The organism is Erwinia phyllosphaerae, assembly GCF_019132875.1.
GTDB classification, from domain to species: Bacteria; Pseudomonadota; Gammaproteobacteria; order Enterobacterales; family Enterobacteriaceae; genus Erwinia; species Erwinia phyllosphaerae.
The window spans coordinates 314,554-332,387 of the sequence record NZ_JAHSPF010000001.1 but is presented as its reverse complement, the minus strand read 5'-3'; the positions used below and the strand labels follow the sequence as shown (position 1 = coordinate 332,387).

The following is a 17,834-nucleotide window of genomic DNA, read 5'->3' as shown; positions in this document are numbered from 1 at the left end:
TATCGCTTATTTTGCTTTAAAAGCGGAGCAGAGAGCGACGCCGGTTGAGCCGCAGGTTATCACGCCGCCGCGCGTTGTTTAGCACGCACCCACAGTGCAAAAGGGCCGTCCCGGCCCTTTTTTAATCCACAATTGCTATTGAAAAACCGTCCCAGCCTTTTGCGCCGACGGTCTGTATCGCCGTTGCGGTCAGCCTGTCATCTTCTCCCTGCTGTTGCAGAAACTCGCGTATGCCCGCCACATGTTCATCCTGATTACCGGCATCGGCTACGCGGCCGCTGCGCACCACGTTGTCGCCAATAATGACCGAGCCTTTACGGGAATATTTCAGCGCCCATTGCAGATAAGCCGGATTATTTTTCTTATCGGCATCGATAAAAATCAGATCGAAAGGCGCGGAGTGGGCCAGCTTCGGCAGGCTTTCCAGCGCCGGGCCAACCAGGATTGTTACGCGGCTTTCCAGCCCGGCGCGGCGAATGTTTTGTGCAGCAATCCCGGCATGGCGCGGCTCAAATTCCAGCGTAATCACTTTGCCATCCTCAGGCAGCGCCTTTGCCAGCCAGAGCGTGCTGTAGCCGCCAAGCGTGCCGATCTCCAGGATGCGCTTTGCGCCCATCATTCGGGCAAAGATATGCAGCAGCTTGCCCTGATTGGGCGAAACGTCAATGGCGGGCAGGTTTGCTTCACTGTTTACGGTCAGCGCCGCCAGCAAATCCTCATCCTGCTTCACCAGCGTTTCGATAAAAAAATCATCCGTCTTGCTCCAGCTAAGCTCACTCATAATTTTTCTCACGATGGCAGGTAGACCTAAAATATAGCAGGCTCGTCAATAAAGGCCCTGCCTGTTACGCGCGGTCCCGGTCCCAACTATAACCATAGCCACGCCCGTTCTGCTGCGACACGACAGACGGTAAATCATCCCCGCAGCATAAAATGCCGTTTCGTTCGTCAAATCTTTCTGCCGCCGCATCCGGCCAGGGCTGTAACGCAGCATCCGCTGCGGCGCTTCCTTTAAAGTAAAAATAATTAACCAGAGGGGCAAAGATGATGATGCAACGCTTGAAGGAGCCGCAGCTGTTAAAGCAGCTGGCCTGTTTTGCTGGTCGCTGGCAGTCGGCAGACAATGGCGAAACGCTGCCGGTTACCAATCCGTCCAGCGGCGAAGTGCTGGCAACCATCCCCGCGCTGGGCGCGGCAGAGACGGAGCGCGCTATAGCGTTTGCCGAATCGGTACGCAAAAGCTGGGGGAAAACGCCCAACGCACAGCGGGCGCAGCTGCTGGAGAAGTGGCATCAGCTGATTCTGGCTAACGCTGACGATCTGGCCGCCATTATGACGGCCGAGCAGGGCAAGCCGCTGGCGGAAGCGAAAGGTGAAGTGCTGTACGGCGCCAGCTTTGTGAAGTGGTTCGCGGAAGAAGCCCGCCGCGTCTACGGCGAAACCATTCCGGCACCGAATGACGACCGCCGGATCCTGGCAATCAAGCAGCCGGTTGGCGTGGCGGCTGCGATTACGCCGTGGAATTTTCCCATTGCGATGATTACCCGTAAAGTTGCGCCCGCGCTGGCGGCAGGCTGCCCGATTATCGTTAAGCCCTCTGAACTGACGCCGCTCTCGGCGCTGGCACTGATGGCGCTGGCGGAGCAGGCTGGTTTTCCGCCAGGCGTCCTGCAGGTGTTAACCGGTTTGCCACAGGAGATTGGCAAAACGCTGACCGGCAGCCGCACCGTGCGCAAAATTTCTTTTACCGGCTCTACGCGTGTCGGTCAGCTGCTGATGCAGCAAAGCGCCGACAGCATTAAACGGCTTAGCCTGGAGCTGGGCGGTAACGCGCCGCTGATCGTTTTTGACGATGCCGATCTTGAGATTGCGGTGGCGGGGGTTATGGTCAGCAAGTTCCGCAATGCCGGTCAGACCTGCGTTTGCGCTAACCGCATTCTGGTGCAGCGTGGGATCAGCGAACGCTTTAGCCAGCGCCTGCTGGAAGAAGTGGTAAAGCTGAAGCCTGGCGACGGTTTTGCGCCAGACAGTACGCTGGGGCCGCTAATTAACGCGGCGGCGGTCAATAAGGTTAATGCGCATATTGATGACGCGGTCAGCCAGGGCGCAACGATCCTTACCGGCGGTATCACTCGCGGTGAGGGGACCTTTGTGGCGCCAACGGTGCTGGCAAATGTGACCACCGCTATGCGTATTGCGCATGAAGAAACCTTCGGGCCGGTCGCGCCGCTGTTTATTTTCGATACGGAAGAAGAGGCGCTGTCGATGGCAAACGATACGCCTTACGGACTGGGCGCTTATTTCTTTACTGAGAATCTCCGTCGCGCCTGGCGCGTGGGCGAGGCGCTGGAATTTGGCATGGTCGGCCACAACACCGGCGCCATTTCGCTGGAGGTTGCGCCGTTCGGCGGCATTAAAATGTCGGGAATTGGCCGCGAAGGCTCCCGCCACGGCATTGAGGAATATCTGGCAATAAAAGCTTTTCATTTTGGCAGCCTGAATTAAATAGCCCTCGCTTTTTATTAAAACGCCCGCGCTTTGCAGCCGGGCTTTTTTTATGTCCTCAGAAAACTTTTATGGAAGAAATTATTTAAACGCGGTTTTGAACAGAAGAGTAACGAGCCGTAATGGTGCAAAAAGCTGTCCGTTCGCTCTGCGCTGGTGCGTTAATAATTGATAGAAAATCAGTCAGTTAAAAACAGCGGCCGCGTGCGATTTTTACCCGCAATTACGGCATAAAATTTTTTTCGCAAAGCTTATACGCATTTTTATTTTTCCGGCGGCTGGCATACTTTCTGCATAAGTTAAATTAATCCGGGACATCTTCCCATAATTAACTGACTTAATACCGCGTCACAGATGGAGTCGCCCATGCTGAGCTTCGATCCCGATAAAATTGCTTTACCGAAAGGGCACTATATTAACGGCGAGCACTCTGCGCCCTCCGGCAGTCTGTTTACGGTTCATCGTCCTTCGGATGGACGAATCGCAGGTGAACTGCCGGAAGCTGACGCGGCAGTGGTAGACGAAGCGGTAAAGGTGGCTGAGCGCGCCGCCAGGGAGAGCGGCTGGGCAAGCTGTCCGCCTCGCCAGCGCGGTGCCGTACTGCGGCGCTGGGCCGATCTGATCCAGGCCGACACCCGGCTTCCGCTGCTGGAGGCTCTGGGATCTACACGCCCGATTTATGACGTTCTCCATCACGAGATCCCTTTTACTGCCGAAGCCATCCGCTTTTACGCGGAGTGTGCAGATAAATATAGCGGCGATGTGTTACCAACGCGTGACGCCAGTTTAGGCATGCTGATCCCGGAACCCTACGGCGTGATCGGCGCGATTACCCCGTGGAATTTCCCGCTGTCGATGGCCTCCTGGAAGTGCGGCCCTGCGCTGGCGGCGGGCAATGCGGTGGTGTTAAAGCCTTCCGAGCTTACGCCTTATTCCACCATTCGTTTTGCCGAGCTGGCGGTGGAAGCCGGGTTGCCCGCTGGCGTACTGAATATCGTTCAGGGCAGCGGCGCAGTAACCGGTAGCGCGCTGGTCGCGCATCCGCTGGTGCGCAAAGTTTCCTTTACCGGCTCGACGCTGACCGGCGCGCGCATTATGAGCGATGCGGCGCATCACGGCATGAAGCCGGTCACGCTGGAGCTGGGCGGCAAAAGTCCCCAGCTGGTTTTTGACGACGCGGGCGATGTGGCAGAAGTGGCGGGACGCATTCTGCGCGGTTTTACCGCTAACGGCGGCCAGGCCTGCGTGGCCGGAACCCGCCTGATTGTTCAGCGCGGCATTGCGGATGCGCTGATCGCTCAGCTGATGACGCTCTGCCTGGGCTTTCGTCCCGGCGTAACCTGGGATGAAAACAGCCGCTACTCGCCGCTTATCGACCGCCGTCAGGCCAGCAAAGTTGAACAGGTTATCCATGCCGCCGTGGCGCTGGGCGGCGAAATTCTCGTTGGCGGCCAGCGCTTTGCAGGCACGGGCGATGGCTACTTCTGGCAGCCCACGCTGCTGGCTAACGTAGCGGCCGACAGTCCCGCCGTGCAGGAAGAGATCTTTGGCCCGGTGCTGACCGTGCAGGTTTTCGACACGGAAGAGGAGGGACTGTCTTTGGCTTCCCATCCGACTTATGGCCTGTGCGCGGGCGTCCACACCAAAAATCTCGACCGGGCGCTGCGCGCTATTCGGGGGATTGCCTCGGGCACGGTCTGGGTTAACCGCTATGGCCGCTCGGGCGACTTTATTATTCCTACCGGCGGCTTTCACGGCTCCGGCATCGGTAAAGATCTGGGACGGCAGGCTTTCGAAGCCTGTCAGCGCTACAAGAGTGTCCTGATCGACTTCTGACTCACCCGCTATCAAGAGGATCTATCATGAGCGTGTTTAAACCGAAATTTATCACCTTCGACTGTTACGGTACCTTGATCAACTTCGATATGGCTGGCGCGGCGGCAAAACTGTTTGCCTCGCGCATCCCTCCGGAAAAAATGCAGGCTTTTACCGACGACTTTTCCAGCTATCGCATGGATGAAGTGTTGGGGGCGTTTAAGCTCTATCCCGAAGTGGTGGCGAATGCGCTTTACCGCACCTGTAATAAATGGGGCGTGGAGTGCACAGACAAAGATTGCGCCGACGTCATGGCCGCCTGCGCCACCTGGGGGCCGCATCCTGACGTCCCGGCAGGCCTGGCAAAAGTGGCGCAGGAGTTTCCGCTGGTGCTGCTGACAAATTCAACCAATGAACTGATCAAAAATCATGTGCCGCGCCTGGGCGCGCCAATTCACATGACGATTACGGCGGAAGAGGTCGGTGCCTATAAGCCGCAGATGAAAGGCTTTGAATATATGCTCAGCAAGCTCAACTGTGGCCCGGAAGAGATCCTGCACGTCTCCAGCAGCCTGCGCTACGACCTGATGACCGCCTTCGATCTGGGCATTACCCACAAGGTCTACGTTAACCGCGGCCACGGGCCGGGCAACCCTTTCTACGGCTACAGCGAAATCAGCGGTATTGACGGCCTTCCGGCCATTGTGGGTCTCTAATCCGCTACGGGAGCAGTGCGATGAAACTGGAATCCTTCTGGCAGGCAACCGCGCCGGTTTTTACCGGGGCGGCAGGCAAGGAATTGCCCAAAACGGCGGATGTTGTGGTCATCGGCGGCGGCTTTACCGGCATTTCAGCGGCGCTGAACCTGGCGCGCAGCGGGCTGAACGTGGTGGTGCTGGAAGCGGCAGGCGTAATGAGCCAGGCGTCGGCGCGCAACGGTGGGCATTGTAATACCGGCGTATCGCAAAATTTTGCCTCGCTGGTGGCAAGCCTGGGCGAAGAACAGGCTAACCGCTACTATCGCGCCTTTGCCAGCGCCGTGGACTATGTGCAAAGCGTGGTGGCGGACGAGCAGATCGACTGCGATTTTTTGCGCTGCGGCAAGCTCAAGCTTGCCAGCAAGCCGTCGCATTTTGCCGGATTGAAGGCAACCTATGACGCGTTAAGGCGCACCGTAGACCGTGACGTCGAGCTGATAGGCGCGGATGAGATTCGGCGCGAAATAAATTCGGACGTATTTCACGGCGGTCTGATCCAGCAACGCGGCGGCCAGATGCACATGGGCAAATTTGGTATCGGCCTGGCCGAGGCGGCGGCACGCAGCGGCGCGGAGATTTATGAACATACGCCGGTCACCAGCCTGACCCGGGTGAAGGACTATCAGCATCGGGTTGGCACGGAAAAAGGCGAGATCCTCGCGGAAAAAGTGTTGATGGCGACGGGCTGCTCCAATATCGGCCCGTTTGAATGGTTTCAGCGGCGCATCATTCCGGTCGGCAGCTTTATCGTGGTTACGGAACCCTTACCGCAGCAGCAGCTGCGCGAGCTGCTACCGGAAAACCGTACCTGCGTGACCTCGATGAATATCGGTAACTACTTTCGCACCACGGCGGATAACCGGCTGGTCTTTGGCGGTCGCGCCCGCTTCGCCATCAGCAGTCCGACTTCAGACGCGCGCAGCGGCAAGGTTTTACAGGCTGCCATGCACAAAATTTTCCCGACGCTGAAAGAGACCCGCATCGACTACTGCTGGGGCGGGCTGGTCGATATGACGGCCGATCGCCTGCCGCACGCCGGTGAACATGAAGGCGTCTTCTATTCGCTGGGCTACAGCGGTCACGGCACGCAGATGTCGGTGTGGATGGGCCGCGTGATGGCTGACCTGATAGCCGAAAAGCGCGTGGAGAATCCGTGGCAGCGCGAAAGCTGGCCAGCCGTGCCGGGCTATTTCGGCAAGCCGTGGTTTTTACCCGTGGCGGGACTCTATTACAAAACACTGGATCGGATCTCCTGAACATGACCTGAGGGCGTGCAGATGAGTAAATTTCGTAAAGCGTTCACCAGCGTAAACCCAGCGTTAACCCAGGCCATCACGGACGTGGCGATATCCCGGCGCGGCATGATGAAGCTGCTGTCGGCAGGCGCGGTGATGAGCACCGGCCTGATCGGCTTTCCTGAACTCGGCTTTGCTGCCGAAGCGCCAGTCAAAGGCGGCAAGCTGCGTGCCGCCGTCGCCAACGCTTCCGCCACCGATACGCTCGATCCGGCGAAGGGCAGCAACAGCGGCGACTACTGCCGCCAGTTTATGTTTTACAGCGGGCTGACCGAGCTGGATAAAAACCTGGCGGCACAGCCCGCGCTGGCAGAATCGGTAGAGAGCAGCGACGGCATCACCTGGCAGATTAAGCTGCGTCCCGGCGTCACTTTTCACGACGGTAAAAGCCTGACGGCGGACGACGTCATCTGGTCGTTAAGCCGCCATAAAGATCCGGCCGTCGCCTCAACCGCTATCACCCAGGCGAAACAGTTCAGCAGCCTTACCGCCGTCAGCCCGACGGAAGTGACGCTGGTGCTGACGCAGCCTAACTTCGATATCCCGGTGGTGCTGGCCACCAGCCAGTTTTTAATCCTGCAAAAAAACACCACCGACTTCAGCAAGGCGATCGGCACCGGCCCGTTTGTACTGCAAAAATTCACCCCGGGCGTCAGCACGGTCGGCACCAAAAACCCGCACTACTGGAAGCCAGGCCTGCCGCACCTGGACGAGGTAGAGCTGATGGGCGTCACCGATCAGGCCGCTCGCGTTAACGCGCTGATGTCCGGCGATGTCAATCTGGTGGCCACCATCTCGGCTAATGACGTGAAGCGCCTGCGCCAGTCCGGCCAGTTTGGCGTGCTGGAGAGCAAGTCCGGCATGTATACCAACCTGATTGTGCGTACGGACATCAGGCCGGGCAGCAACGAAGATTTTGTGCTGGGTATGAAGTATTTGCAGCCGCGCGAAATGATGGTGAAAACCGTGATGCAGGGCTTCGGGCAGGTCGGCAACGATACGCCGGTGCCGCCGTGGCATCCGCTGTTTAACAAAGAGATCCCGCAGCGCCCGCTGGACGTTGAAAAGGCGGCATTCCACTTCAAAAAAGCCGGTATGGCCGGAGCCACGGCCGAGATTATCACCACGCAAAACATTGAAGGCTCGGTGGAGGGCGGTCAGCTTATCCAACAGTTTGGTCACGCCGCCGGTATGAATTTCAAGGTCAGGCGCGTGCCTTACGACGGCTACTGGTCAACGCACTGGATGAAAGATCCGGTCGGCTACGGCTCGATCAATCCGCGCGCGACGGTAGATCTGCTGCTGTCGCAGTTTTACCTTTCCGACGCGCCGAATAATGAGTCGGGATGGAAAAATGCGCAGTTCGACCAGCTGGTCGTGGCCGCGCGCGGCGAACGTGACCAGGCGAAGCGCAAGCAGATGTATGGCGATATGCAGCAGATGATCTATGACCACAGCGGCACGCTGATCCCGACGTTTATCAGCTCGCTGGACGGCCACAGCAACAAAGTCAGGGGGCTGGAAGCCTGGCCTTCGGGTCTGATGATGGGCTATCGCTTTCACGAGTTCGCCTGGCTGGCGGCCTGAATGTTGCGCGGCCGCCGGGCGTTTATCGCGCTGCCTGGCGATTTTATCTGGCCCGTTGCCCCATCCAACCGGAGAACGGCTATGAACCGCTACCTGCTTTTTCTGATTGCCCGACGCTGCGGCTCGGGCCTGCTGACGCTGCTGATCGTCTCGGCGGTGGTCTTTTTTGTCACCAGCCTGCTGCCGGGCGATGCGGCGCAAATGGTGCTGGGACAGAGCGCCACGCCGGAAACCGTGGCGGCGCTGCGTCAACAGATGGGGCTGGATCAGCCGCTGCTGCTGCGCTATCTGCACTGGCTCGGCGGCCTTCTGCACGGCGATTTCGGTACGTCCTTCGCCAGCCATCTGCCGGTGGCGCAGCTGGTAGCCCAGCGCATGCCCGCTACCTTCGAGCTGGCGGCCATAACCACGCTGGTTTCGGTGCCGCTGGCGCTGCTGATTGGCCTGGCCGCCGCAATGAAGCGCGGTTCGCTGTTCGATCGCGGCCTGATGCTGGGCACGATGGCGGTGGTGGCGGTGCCGGAGTTTCTGGTGGCGACGATTGCGGTGATTGTCTTTGCGGTGAAGCTGCACTGGGTGCCCGCTATGTCGCTCGGCACGCCCGCGCTCAACTTTGCCAGCTATCTGCAAACCTATGCGCTGCCGGTATTAACGCTGTGCTGCGTGCTGGTGGCACAGATGGCGCGGATGACCCGCTCTGCTTTGATCAACCAGATGGACAGCCCTTATCTGGAGATGACGCTGCTGAAAGGCGTTTCGCCGCTGCGCGCCATGCTGCGCCACGCGTTACCTAACGCCGTCGGGCCCATTGCCAACGCCATCTCGCTTAGCCTGTCGTATCTGTTTGGCGGCGTGATCATTATCGAAAGCATTTTCAGCTATCCGGGACTGGCCAGCCAGCTGGTCGATGCGGTCAGCAACCGCGATCTGCCGGTGGTCCAGCTCTGCGTGATGCTGTTTGCCGGGTGTTATCTGCTGCTGTTGCTGCTGGCCGATATCCTCACTCTCGCCTTCAATCCCAAATGGAGAAGCTGATGAACGCACTCACGCTCCCCGGCCGTTTCTTTCTTTCGCTGACCACGGCGGGAAAAACCGGCCTGCTGATTACGCTGCTGTGGATAGCGCTGGCGATTTTTGGCTCTGCGCTGGCACCGTACAGGCTGGAGGATATCGGCGCTGGCCCAATGTTTGGCGGCTTCAGCAAGGCTTTCTGGTTTGGCACAGATTATCTGGGCCGCGACATGTTCAGCCGCATTCTTTACGGCGCGCGCTATTCGATTGGCCTGGCGCTTGGCGCGGCGCTGCTTGCCAGCCTGACCGGTACGCTGCTGGCGCTGTTAGCGGCGGTCGCCGGGCGCTGGCTGGAGGAAGTTCTGGGCCGCATTAACGACGCGATGCTGGTCTTGCCCGGCAAAATCCTGGCGCTGATGATCGTGGCGGTGTTCGGCTCTTCGCTACCGATGCTGGTCATTACCGCCGTCTTCACCTATTGGCCCGGCGCGTTCCGCATCGCATGGGCAATGGCTTCCAGCCTGCGAACGATGGACTACGTTCGCGCCTCCAGGCTGCGTGGCGAAAGCCGCTTTTATATTGCGGTACACGACATTTTGCCCAACATGCTGCATCCGATGCTGACCGATTTCGGCCTGCGCTTTGTTTATATCGTGCTGCTGCTCAGCGGCCTGAGTTTTCTGGGGCTTGGCGTACAGCCGCCTTACGCCGACTGGGGCACGCTGGTGCGGGAAAATTTGCAGGGATTGTTCGACGGCTCTCCGGCGGTGCTGATGCCCGCGCTGGCCATCGCCAGCCTGACTATCGGCGCTAACCTGTTTATCGACAGCCTGCCGGCCATGCGTCCGCTCAGCCCGGCGAAGGAGGTGGTATGACGGTCACCCCACACACTGCCCGCCCCACGGTGGCGGTAGACAATCTTCGCGTGATTGCGCATGGCGAAGATGGTCGGGAAATTCCGCTGGTGGACGACATTCGTTTCACCGTGCAGAAAGGCGAGGTGCTGGCGCTGATTGGCGAGTCCGGCTCCGGCAAAACCACTATTGCGCTGGCGCTGATGGGCTATGCGCGGCACGGCTGTCGGATTGCGCAGGGCACCGTTCACGTTGCCGGTATCGACGTAACATCGCAAACGCCCGCGCAGCTGCGCCAGTTTCGCGGTAACAAAGTCGCCTATATCGCGCAGAGCGCCGCCGCCTCTTTTAATCCGGCGATGAAAATCCTCGATCAGGTAGTAGAGCCGGTTGTAATCCACAAAATTATGAGCCGCACCGAAGCCGAAAAAAAGGCGGTCGAGCTGTTTCGCGAGCTGGCGCTGCCGGAACCGGAAACGATCGGTCTGCGCTACCCGCACCAGGTTTCCGGCGGCCAGCTACAGCGCCTGATGACCGCGATGGCGCTGATTGGCGATCCGGAAGTGGTGATTTTAGATGAGCCGACCACCGCGCTGGACGTTACAACCCAGGTCGAAGTGCTGAAAACCTTTCGACGAGTGGTGCGCCAGCGCGGCATGACCGCGATTTACGTCAGTCACGATCTGGCCGTGGTGGCGCAGATGGCCGACCGCATTCTGGTGCTGCTGAAAGGGGCGATTGCCGAATACGGCAGCACGGCGGATCTGCTGCGCGCGCCGCAGACGGAATACAGCCATCAGCTGCTGGCAGCGGCACAGCAAAAGATGCGCCCCAGCCCGTGGCGGCCGGAAGAGGCCGCGCTGCAACCAATGCTGGAAGTGCGCGACCTCTTTGCCGGTTACGGCCCGACTAATGCACAAGGGCAGCCGAAGATCCCCGTTCTGCACGATATCAATCTGCGGCTCTACCGCGGTCAGGCGCTGGGCATTATCGGCGAATCCGGCTCTGGCAAAACCACGCTGGCGCACGCTATCGCCGGAATGAATGCGCCCTCCGCCGGGCATATTTTGTTTAACGGCCACTATATTGCGAGCGAAATGCGTCAGCGTTCTGAAGACGAGCTGCGGCGCATTCAGTACGTATTCCAGATGGCCGATACGGCGCTGAATCCGGCGCACAGCGTGGCCACCATTCTGGCCAGGCCGCTGAAGCTGTTTCACGGCCTGCGCGGCGCGGCGCTGGACCAACGAATGGCGCAGCTGCTGGAGCTCGTCAGGCTGCCGCGTTCCGTACTGCATCGCCGTCCGTGGTCGCTTTCCGGCGGACAAAAGCAGCGTATCAATCTGGCAAGAGCGCTGGCCGCGGAACCTGATTTGATCCTGTGTGATGAAGTTACCTCGGCGCTGGATACCGTCGTGGCGGCGGCGGTGCTGGATTTGATCACCGAACTACGCCGCGAGCTTGGCCTGTCGGTTATTTTTATCAGTCACGACCTGCATGCCGTTCGCTCGGTTTGCGACCAGATACTGGTGGTGAAAAATGGCAGGATGGTGACGCAGGTAGCGCGCGCCGACTACGATAAACCTTCAAGCGAACTCTATTACGAACGACTAAAGCGTGCGGTGCCGGAACTACGCCAGGGCTGGCTTGATGAACATAACGAGATTGCCGATGGCCTTACTGCACCAGCTTCGCAGACGAGAGCGGGTGGCTGAAAGAGAGGAAAATATGACGATTACCACCATGAGCGAGCACTATCTTGATGAGGCCGTGGCGCTGACGCAGGCGCTTGGCTGGCCGCATCGCCGTGAAGACTGGCAGCAGGCGCTGGCGCTGGGCGAAGGGCTGGCGCTGGTTGAAAACGGCGAGCTGCTGGGCACCACGCTTTACTGGCGCTGGGGCGACTACGCGACCATCGGCCTGGTAATAGTGGCTGATAAAGCACAGGGGAAAGGCTTTGGCAAAGCGTTAATGCAGGCCGCGCTGGCAAAGCTGGAAGGGCATCAGCTTCGCCTGCACGCAACGGTTAAAGGCAAAGGACTGTATGAAAAACTGGGTTTTGCCACCAGCGGGCTGCTGGTGCAGCATCAATGCCGAGCGCTGGCGGCGGTTGAACATATTGCGCCCGCCGCCTCGCAAAGGCTGCGGCCAGCGCAGCAGGAAGATCTGGCACGGCTTAGCGAACTGGAAAGCAAAGCGCACGGCATGCGGCGGCCTTTACTGCTTGATAACCTGTATGCCAACGCCCGACGTCTGCTCGTGCTGGAAGAGCAGGGCAGCATAAGTGGTTTTGCCGGTTTACGCCGCTCCGGCCACGGCTATGTTATCGGGCCGATCGTTTGTCGCGATGTCGCTCAGGCAAAAGTTCTGGTCAGCGAATTATTACAGGGGCTGGAGGGGGAGTTTGTGCGTATTGATACCGATAGCGCCTACGGCCTGGCGGCCTGGCTGACCTCGCTGGGCTTAGCGGAGGTTGATGCCTCCGCCATCATGTATAAAGGGCAACCCTGGCAGCCGCAGGGCGTGCTGGCGTTTGGCTTAATGAGCCAGGCGCTGGCATGAATATTCTCTATAAGTCAGAACCCGAACGAGGGCGCATCTGGGCAGAATTACTGGCGGAGAGGGCACCGGAGGCACACTTTCGCCAGTGGCCTGACGATGGCGACCCGGCAGAGGTTGAGTATCTGGTTGCGTGGCAGCCGCCGGAAGATCTCCGGCCTTATACCTCGCTGAAAGTGCTGTTTTCGGTTGGCGCGGGTGCCGAGCAGTTCGATTATGCCGCGTTGCCGCCGGATTTGCCGGTAGTGCGCATGATTGAGCCAGGCCTCACCCAGGGGATGGTGGAATACGTCACCTTTGCCGTGCTGGGTTTGCACCGCGAGATGCCGCGCTATTTCCGCCAGCAGCGCGAAAAACAGTGGCTGGAACATTCATCACTGCCAGCCGCGCGGCGGCGTATTGGCGTGATGGGCGTCGGCACGCTGGGCGAAGCGGTACTGCAACCGCTGCTGGCGCTGGGCTTTGACTGCGCGGGCTGGAGCCGTACGCCAAAACAGATTGCAGGCGTTACCAGCTTTGTCGGCACGGAGCAGCTCAACGCTTTTCTGGCGCGCAGCGATATTCTGATCTGCCTGCTGCCGTTAACCACGGCGACCGAGGGCATCCTGAATGCCGACCTGTTCAGCCAGCTGCCGCCGGGTGCTTCGCTGGTGCAGGTTGGCCGGGGCAAACAGCTTAATCATCAACATTTGCTGGATGCGCTGGAGAGTGGACAGCTTGCTGCGGCGGTGGTTGACGTAACTTCACCAGAGCCGCTGCCTGGCGACCATCCTTTCTGGCACCACCCGGCCATCTGGCTAACGCCGCATATTGCCAGCCAGGCGCAGCCGGAAAGCGCATTAACGGCGCTGCTGGAAAACATCCGCCGTTTCGAACGCGGCGAGCCGATGCACGGGCTAATTGAGCGAGAGCGAGGATACTGATGGACGATTTAATCGCGCTGCGGCGCGATCTGCACGCGCATCCTGAACTGGGTTTTGCCGAACACCGAACGGCAGGCATCGTGGCGGACTTTCTGACCGCGCTGGATATCGAGGTTCATCGCGGCATTGGCAAAACAGGCGTAGTCGGCGTGCTGCGGCGCGGTACGGGCGAAAAAACTGTTGGCCTGCGTGCCGATATGGACGCGCTGCCCATGGAGGATGCAGGCCTGCAGCCGTGGAAGAGCCAGCATCAGGGCTGTTGCCATGCCTGCGGCCACGATGGTCATACCGTCATGCTGCTGGGCGCGGCACGGGCGCTGGCTCAGGCAAAAGACTTTGACGGTACGGTCATTTTTATCTTTCAGCCTGCGGAAGAAGGGCTGGCCGGCGCGCAGGCGATGATTGACGATGGCCTGTTCCGGCGTTTTCCCTGTGAGGCAGTATATGCGTTACATAACTGGCCGGAGCTGCCGCTGGGTAGCGCGCAAACCCGGCCCGGCGCGATTATGGCCGCCGCCGACCGCTTTGATATCACCGTGAAAGGCGGCGGAGGACATGCCGCGCAGCCCCATCTTGCGGCGGATACCCTGCTGGCGACCAGCGAGCTGGTGGTGCAGCTGAATACCATCGTTGCCCGCGCCATCGATCCCTGTGAATCCGCGCTGCTGACGGTGACGCGTATTCAGGGCGGCTTTTCCCACAATATGATCCCGGCAGAAGCCAGTATCACCGGCACCGTCCGTACCTTTAGTCCGACGGTACAGGACATCATGGAAAAGCGTCTGCGTGAGATAACCACGCATATTACCGCCGCCCATGGCCTGACGGCGGACATCCACTACCGGCGCTACTATCCTGCTACCGTTAACAGCGCTCCCGAAGCAGAGCTGGCGCTGCATGCGGCGCAACAGGCCGGGCTCAGTGCCTCAGTGGCGGCTCATCCGGCGCTTACCTCAGAAGACTTCTCTTTTATGCTGGCGGCTTTGCCAGGCGCCTATCTGTGGCTGGGGTCGGCAGAAAGCTACCCGCTTCACCACTCCGCCTACGACTTTAACGATGCGGTTATTCCTTACGGCGTGGGCTGGCTGTGCGAAGTTGTCAGGGCAGCCCTGCCGCTAAAAATTTAATTCGTCATTTCACCCGCTTTTCAACAGCGAATGCCGCCGCCGTCGCCAATACGGCAGCCGCGGCAGGCGGCCGGTTGCGATACTTTAGCTTTCAGGCCATGAGGAAAAGAGATGCACAATTTGCTTATTGAAGAATCTGCCATTACCGATAACGTCTTATTGTTGGACGCGCGCGAAGAGCAGGTGCCGCGCGGCGTGGTGACGGCGCATCCGCTGGTGATTACCAAAGGAAAGGGCGCGGAGGTCTGGGATGTGGAAGGCAACCGCTATCTGGATTTCGTGGCGGGGATTGGCGTGCTGAACGTTGGCCATAATCATCCGGCCGTGGTGGCTGCGGTCACCAGACAGCTACAGCAGATTACGCACGCCTGTTTTCAGGTGGCCGCTTATCCTGGCTATATCGAACTGGCTACCCGGCTTAACCAGCTGATCGGCGAGGGCGAAAAATATAAAAGCGTCTTTTTTACCAGCGGCGCAGAAGCGGTAGAAAATGCGGTAAAAATTGCCCGCGCCCATACCAACCGTCCGGGCATCATCGCCTTTGACGGCGCGTTTCATGGACGCACGCTGCTGGGCTGTACGCTAACAGGAATGAGTCAGCCCTATAAGCAGAATTTTGGGCCTTTCCCCGGCGACATTTATCGCGTGCCGTTTCCGAATGCGTATCATCAAATCAGCGAACAGGACTGCCTGAAGGCGCTGGACACGCTGTTTGCCGTGCAAATTATGCCGGAACGCGTCGCGGCGATAATTATTGAGCCGGTGCAAGGTGACGGCGGCTTTCTGCCCGCAACGCCAACATTTATGCAGGCGCTGCGCGACATTACCGAGCGTCACGGCATCCTGCTGATTTGTGATGAAGTGCAGACCGGCTTTGGCCGCACCGGCAAAATGTTTGGCTTCCAGCACAGCGGCGTACAGCCCGATCTGGTTACCGTTGCCAAAAGCCTGGGCGGCGGCCTGCCGATTTCCGGCGTGACCGGCAAAGCGCATATTATGGATGCGCCGCTGCCTGGCGGGCTCGGCGGCACCTACGGCGGCAACGCACTGGCCTGCGCGGCTGCACTGGCAGTACTGGAAATCTTTGAACAGGAAAATCTTCTGGCACGGGCTAACCAGCTTGGCGAACAGCTTCACGCACGGCTGGTGCAGCTGGCGGAAAAATATGCCTGTATCGGCGACGTGCGCGGCATTGGCTTTATGCGCGCGGTAGAAATTATCGATATCGATACGGGCAAGCCGGATGCCGCGCTGACGCAAAAAATCCTTGATACGGCCTGTCAGGAAGGCGTGCTGCTGATTAAATGCGGCGTACAGCGTAATACCATTCGTTTTCTGCCACCTCTGGTGACCACCGACTCCCAGCTGGAAGAAGCGCTGCATATTGTGGATATCGCGCTGGCGCGCGCGACCGGCAGGCTTGGCTAGGCGGCCTTCTTGTTGCGGTTACTGGCATAGTAAGATAACGGTATAGCAGGGCGCTGGCGTAGCCAGCAGGAAGCATGCTATACCCATCTTACTGACAAACTGGTAGCAATGAGGGGTGTTATGAACGGCTTAATGAAACTGGACCGCATCGACATCAACATTCTGGTACAGCTACAAAAGGATGGTCGTATCAGCAATGTGAACCTTGCCGATGCCGTTGGGCTTTCTCCCAGCCCTTGCCTGCAACGCGTAAAACGTCTGGAAACCGCGGGTTTTATCACCGGTTATGAAGCACATGTTAATTTACCTAAAATAACCGATTCAGTGACCGTCTTTACTGAGGTCACGCTGTCAGGCCACCGTCGTGAAGACTTTATGCGTTTTGAAAATGCTATTCGTGAAGTAGATGAACTGATGGAGTGTCACCTGATCACCGGCGGGTATGATTATCTGCTGCGTTTTATCACCCGCAGTATTGAGCATTATCAGGAAGTGATTGAAGGCGTACTGGATGCTAAGGTGGGTATCGATAAATACTTCAGTTATATAGTGATAAAATCCCCCGTTATTAAAAGTAGCGTCCCGCTGCGTTCGCTTATTTCCCGCCAGACAGTCGAGCTTTGAACTTATGCTCTGGCAGCCTGTAAAGGGTTGTCGGAGATACTTCCCGCTTAAGGTTACCCTGCTTTTATTGCACTTTCCCTTAATTGTACTGCCCCCCACATCTATTATAGCTGGTGCTAATTACGTCTTCTCTGGTCTGTATACGGGGCTTCAGAGTGGATGGAATGATTAAAAATCCTGAAGCGATGGCGGGATGTTTCCCTTGCGCCTGCGCGCGTGGCCTGGATTTTTCAGATGACGCAAAGCGTCTTGCTAAAGAAGTAAACATCAGCGAGCGAGGATAAAACCGGACATCCTGTCCCCTGGCTTTACGCAATGGCTTTAACTTCGTCAACCGTTTCCAGCGCATATTTTAAAGAGACTTCACGCTCTTTTAAATAATAGATATAGGTCTTAAGTTCCGGGAACAGAGAGTCAACTTTATAACTTAAGCTATTGAAAAAATCGAACTTATTTTTATAAAAATCGACCATGGATTCGCTGATAAGTCCAACAGCTTCGCCATTGTCTATCAGGGATAAATAGTCCGCTATATCGTCCACAATAATAACCTGCGCGGTAGGGCAGACGGTAAGTATTTTTGCGTGCGCATTTTTGACGTAGTGCTCATAAAAGCCATTGTTTGGAATGATAACCGGCACGTTTTTCATTTCGCATAAATTATAATCCGAAATTTTTTTTGAATAGAGATAGCAGGCGGCCTCGCTGAAAAAACTCATCGACAAAATACCGTTATCACTGATTTCTCGATGAGAAATAATACCGTGAATTTCGCCGGACAACAGTGATTCAACAGAGTTGCTGGTATGACATGAGCAATAGGAGACGCTTTCGGTTTTTTTTCTGGTTTTTACCAGCAGGTTAAACAAAAAGGGATTTAAATTTTCTACGCCTATCATTAATCCCCGGCGAATATTGAGATTGATTCTTCTTTGTGAAAAATAATCTTCCAGTTCGGACATTTTATTGTAGTAAGGCATGACCTTTTCATAAAGCTCAAGACCTTTTTTGGTCAGGGTGAAATCATGGTCGGTACGGGAAAAAAGTTTAAACCCTAATTCATCTTCTAATATTTTTATGCGACGGGAAATTGGCGAAGAGGTGACAAAGAGTATCTCAGAAGCCTTTTTTAAAGACTTTTCTTTCGCTAAAACAATAAAGCATTTTAAGTTTGACGACAGAAACATAAAACCTCCAGAGCGTTTAACAACTGTTAACTTAACGTAAATTTATGAAAAATATAGCATACTTACGAAAGGTCTGGATAAGGGGGATTGACGAAAAAAAGGGCTTTTTATTTGTCTTATCATTGAGATGCTATTTTTTGCGTGTAAGCCTTAATTTTTAA

15 protein-coding genes are annotated in these 17,834 nt (G+C 57.4%); 13 read left to right on the top strand and 2 right to left on the bottom strand.

Going from position 1 to position 17,834, the window contains the following annotated elements; genetic code table 11:
- Nucleotides 1-121 precede the first annotated feature (121 nt).
- A complete protein-coding gene (locus KUE00_RS01445; RefSeq protein WP_246757712.1) occupies nucleotides 122-781 on the bottom strand; it encodes an O-methyltransferase in 660 nt (219 codons plus the stop codon).
- 263 nt (nucleotides 782-1,044) lie between these two features.
- Between KUE00_RS01445 and KUE00_RS01440 the strand changes: the two genes are divergently transcribed.
- The 13 genes from KUE00_RS01440 (at nucleotide 1,045) to KUE00_RS01380 (ending at nucleotide 16,486) form a co-directional block, all read left to right on the top strand.
- A complete protein-coding gene (locus KUE00_RS01440; RefSeq protein WP_246757711.1) occupies nucleotides 1,045-2,505 on the top strand; it encodes an NAD-dependent succinate-semialdehyde dehydrogenase in 1,461 nt (486 codons plus the stop codon).
- A 366-nt stretch (nucleotides 2,506-2,871) separates the two neighbouring features.
- Entirely contained in the window at nucleotides 2,872-4,341 is a 1,470-nt protein-coding gene (locus tag KUE00_RS01435; protein WP_246757710.1) for an aldehyde dehydrogenase family protein, read from the top strand.
- Nucleotides 4,342-4,367: 26 nt separating this feature from the next.
- Nucleotides 4,368-5,036: a haloacid dehalogenase type II gene (locus KUE00_RS01430; protein WP_246757709.1), complete on the top strand. Its 669-nt coding sequence runs from the start codon at nucleotides 4,368-4,370 to the stop codon at nucleotides 5,034-5,036.
- A gap of 20 nt (nucleotides 5,037-5,056) precedes the next feature.
- Complete coding sequence (locus KUE00_RS01425; RefSeq protein ID WP_246757708.1) at nucleotides 5,057-6,334, top strand: NAD(P)/FAD-dependent oxidoreductase; 1,278 nt, start codon at nucleotides 5,057-5,059, stop codon at nucleotides 6,332-6,334.
- Nucleotides 6,335-6,355: 21 nt separating this feature from the next.
- Complete coding sequence (locus tag KUE00_RS01420; protein ID WP_246757707.1) at nucleotides 6,356-7,960, top strand: ABC transporter substrate-binding protein; 1,605 nt, start codon at nucleotides 6,356-6,358, stop codon at nucleotides 7,958-7,960.
- An 81-nt stretch (nucleotides 7,961-8,041) separates the two neighbouring features.
- The gene (locus KUE00_RS01415; RefSeq protein WP_246757706.1) at nucleotides 8,042-8,995 is read left to right on the top strand and encodes an ABC transporter permease; all 954 of its coding nucleotides are present in this window, start codon (nucleotides 8,042-8,044) and stop codon (nucleotides 8,993-8,995) included.
- The gene (locus KUE00_RS01410; protein WP_246757705.1) at nucleotides 8,995-9,846 is read left to right on the top strand and encodes an ABC transporter permease; all 852 of its coding nucleotides are present in this window, start codon (nucleotides 8,995-8,997) and stop codon (nucleotides 9,844-9,846) included. Before KUE00_RS01415 ends, KUE00_RS01410 begins: the two co-directional genes overlap by 1 nt.
- Nucleotides 9,843-11,540, top strand: a complete 1,698-nt coding sequence (locus tag KUE00_RS01405; RefSeq protein WP_246757704.1) for an ABC transporter ATP-binding protein — start codon at nucleotides 9,843-9,845, stop codon at nucleotides 11,538-11,540. Before KUE00_RS01410 ends, KUE00_RS01405 begins: the two co-directional genes overlap by 4 nt.
- 13 nt (nucleotides 11,541-11,553) lie before the next feature.
- Complete coding sequence (locus tag KUE00_RS01400; protein WP_246758065.1) at nucleotides 11,554-12,387, top strand: GNAT family N-acetyltransferase; 834 nt, start codon at nucleotides 11,554-11,556, stop codon at nucleotides 12,385-12,387.
- Nucleotides 12,384-13,307, top strand: coding sequence for a 2-hydroxyacid dehydrogenase (locus tag KUE00_RS01395; RefSeq protein WP_246757703.1), 924 nt, complete (start codon nucleotides 12,384-12,386; stop codon nucleotides 13,305-13,307). Before KUE00_RS01400 ends, KUE00_RS01395 begins: the two co-directional genes overlap by 4 nt.
- Complete coding sequence (locus KUE00_RS01390) at nucleotides 13,307-14,434, top strand: M20 aminoacylase family protein (RefSeq protein ID WP_246757702.1); 1,128 nt, start codon at nucleotides 13,307-13,309, stop codon at nucleotides 14,432-14,434. The genes KUE00_RS01395 and KUE00_RS01390 overlap by 1 nt, the downstream gene beginning before the upstream one ends.
- Nucleotides 14,435-14,545: 111 nt before the next feature.
- Nucleotides 14,546-15,862 (top strand): 4-aminobutyrate--2-oxoglutarate transaminase, encoded by a 1,317-nt coding sequence (gene gabT, locus KUE00_RS01385; protein ID WP_246757701.1) that lies wholly within the window; start codon nucleotides 14,546-14,548, stop codon nucleotides 15,860-15,862.
- 120 nt (nucleotides 15,863-15,982) lie between these two features.
- Entirely contained in the window at nucleotides 15,983-16,486 is a 504-nt protein-coding gene (locus tag KUE00_RS01380) for an Lrp/AsnC family transcriptional regulator (protein ID WP_246757700.1), read from the top strand.
- A gap of 308 nt (nucleotides 16,487-16,794) precedes the next feature.
- Here KUE00_RS01380 and KUE00_RS01375 read toward each other — a convergent pair whose 3' ends face one another.
- On the bottom strand, nucleotides 16,795-17,673 hold the full coding sequence (locus KUE00_RS01375; RefSeq protein ID WP_246757699.1) for a LysR family transcriptional regulator: 879 nt from the start codon (nucleotides 17,671-17,673) through the stop codon (nucleotides 16,795-16,797).
- Nucleotides 17,674-17,834 lie beyond the last annotated feature (161 nt).

Coding starts and splice junctions, on each gene's coding strand:
- KUE00_RS01435 (WP_246757710.1), top strand. CDS start 2,872: ATGCTGAGCTTCGATCCCGATAAAATTGCTTTACCGAAAGGGCACTAT.
- KUE00_RS01405 (WP_246757704.1), top strand. CDS start 9,843: ATGACGGTCACCCCACACACTGCCCGCCCCACGGTGGCGGTAGACAAT.
- KUE00_RS01445 (WP_246757712.1), bottom strand. CDS start 781: ATGAGTGAGCTTAGCTGGAGCAAGACGGATGATTTTTTTATCGAAACG.
- KUE00_RS01425 (WP_246757708.1), top strand. CDS start 5,057: ATGAAACTGGAATCCTTCTGGCAGGCAACCGCGCCGGTTTTTACCGGG.
- KUE00_RS01430 (WP_246757709.1), top strand. CDS start 4,368: ATGAGCGTGTTTAAACCGAAATTTATCACCTTCGACTGTTACGGTACC.
- KUE00_RS01395 (WP_246757703.1), top strand. CDS start 12,384: ATGAATATTCTCTATAAGTCAGAACCCGAACGAGGGCGCATCTGGGCA.
- KUE00_RS01415 (WP_246757706.1), top strand. CDS start 8,042: ATGAACCGCTACCTGCTTTTTCTGATTGCCCGACGCTGCGGCTCGGGC.
- KUE00_RS01410 (WP_246757705.1), top strand. CDS start 8,995: ATGAACGCACTCACGCTCCCCGGCCGTTTCTTTCTTTCGCTGACCACG.
- KUE00_RS01380 (WP_246757700.1), top strand. CDS start 15,983: ATGAACGGCTTAATGAAACTGGACCGCATCGACATCAACATTCTGGTA.
- KUE00_RS01440 (WP_246757711.1), top strand. CDS start 1,045: ATGATGATGCAACGCTTGAAGGAGCCGCAGCTGTTAAAGCAGCTGGCC.
- KUE00_RS01390 (WP_246757702.1), top strand. CDS start 13,307: ATGGACGATTTAATCGCGCTGCGGCGCGATCTGCACGCGCATCCTGAA.
- gabT (WP_246757701.1), top strand. CDS start 14,546: ATGCACAATTTGCTTATTGAAGAATCTGCCATTACCGATAACGTCTTA.
- KUE00_RS01375 (WP_246757699.1), bottom strand. CDS start 17,673: ATGTTTCTGTCGTCAAACTTAAAATGCTTTATTGTTTTAGCGAAAGAA.
- KUE00_RS01400 (WP_246758065.1), top strand. CDS start 11,554: ATGACGATTACCACCATGAGCGAGCACTATCTTGATGAGGCCGTGGCG.
- KUE00_RS01420 (WP_246757707.1), top strand. CDS start 6,356: ATGAGTAAATTTCGTAAAGCGTTCACCAGCGTAAACCCAGCGTTAACC.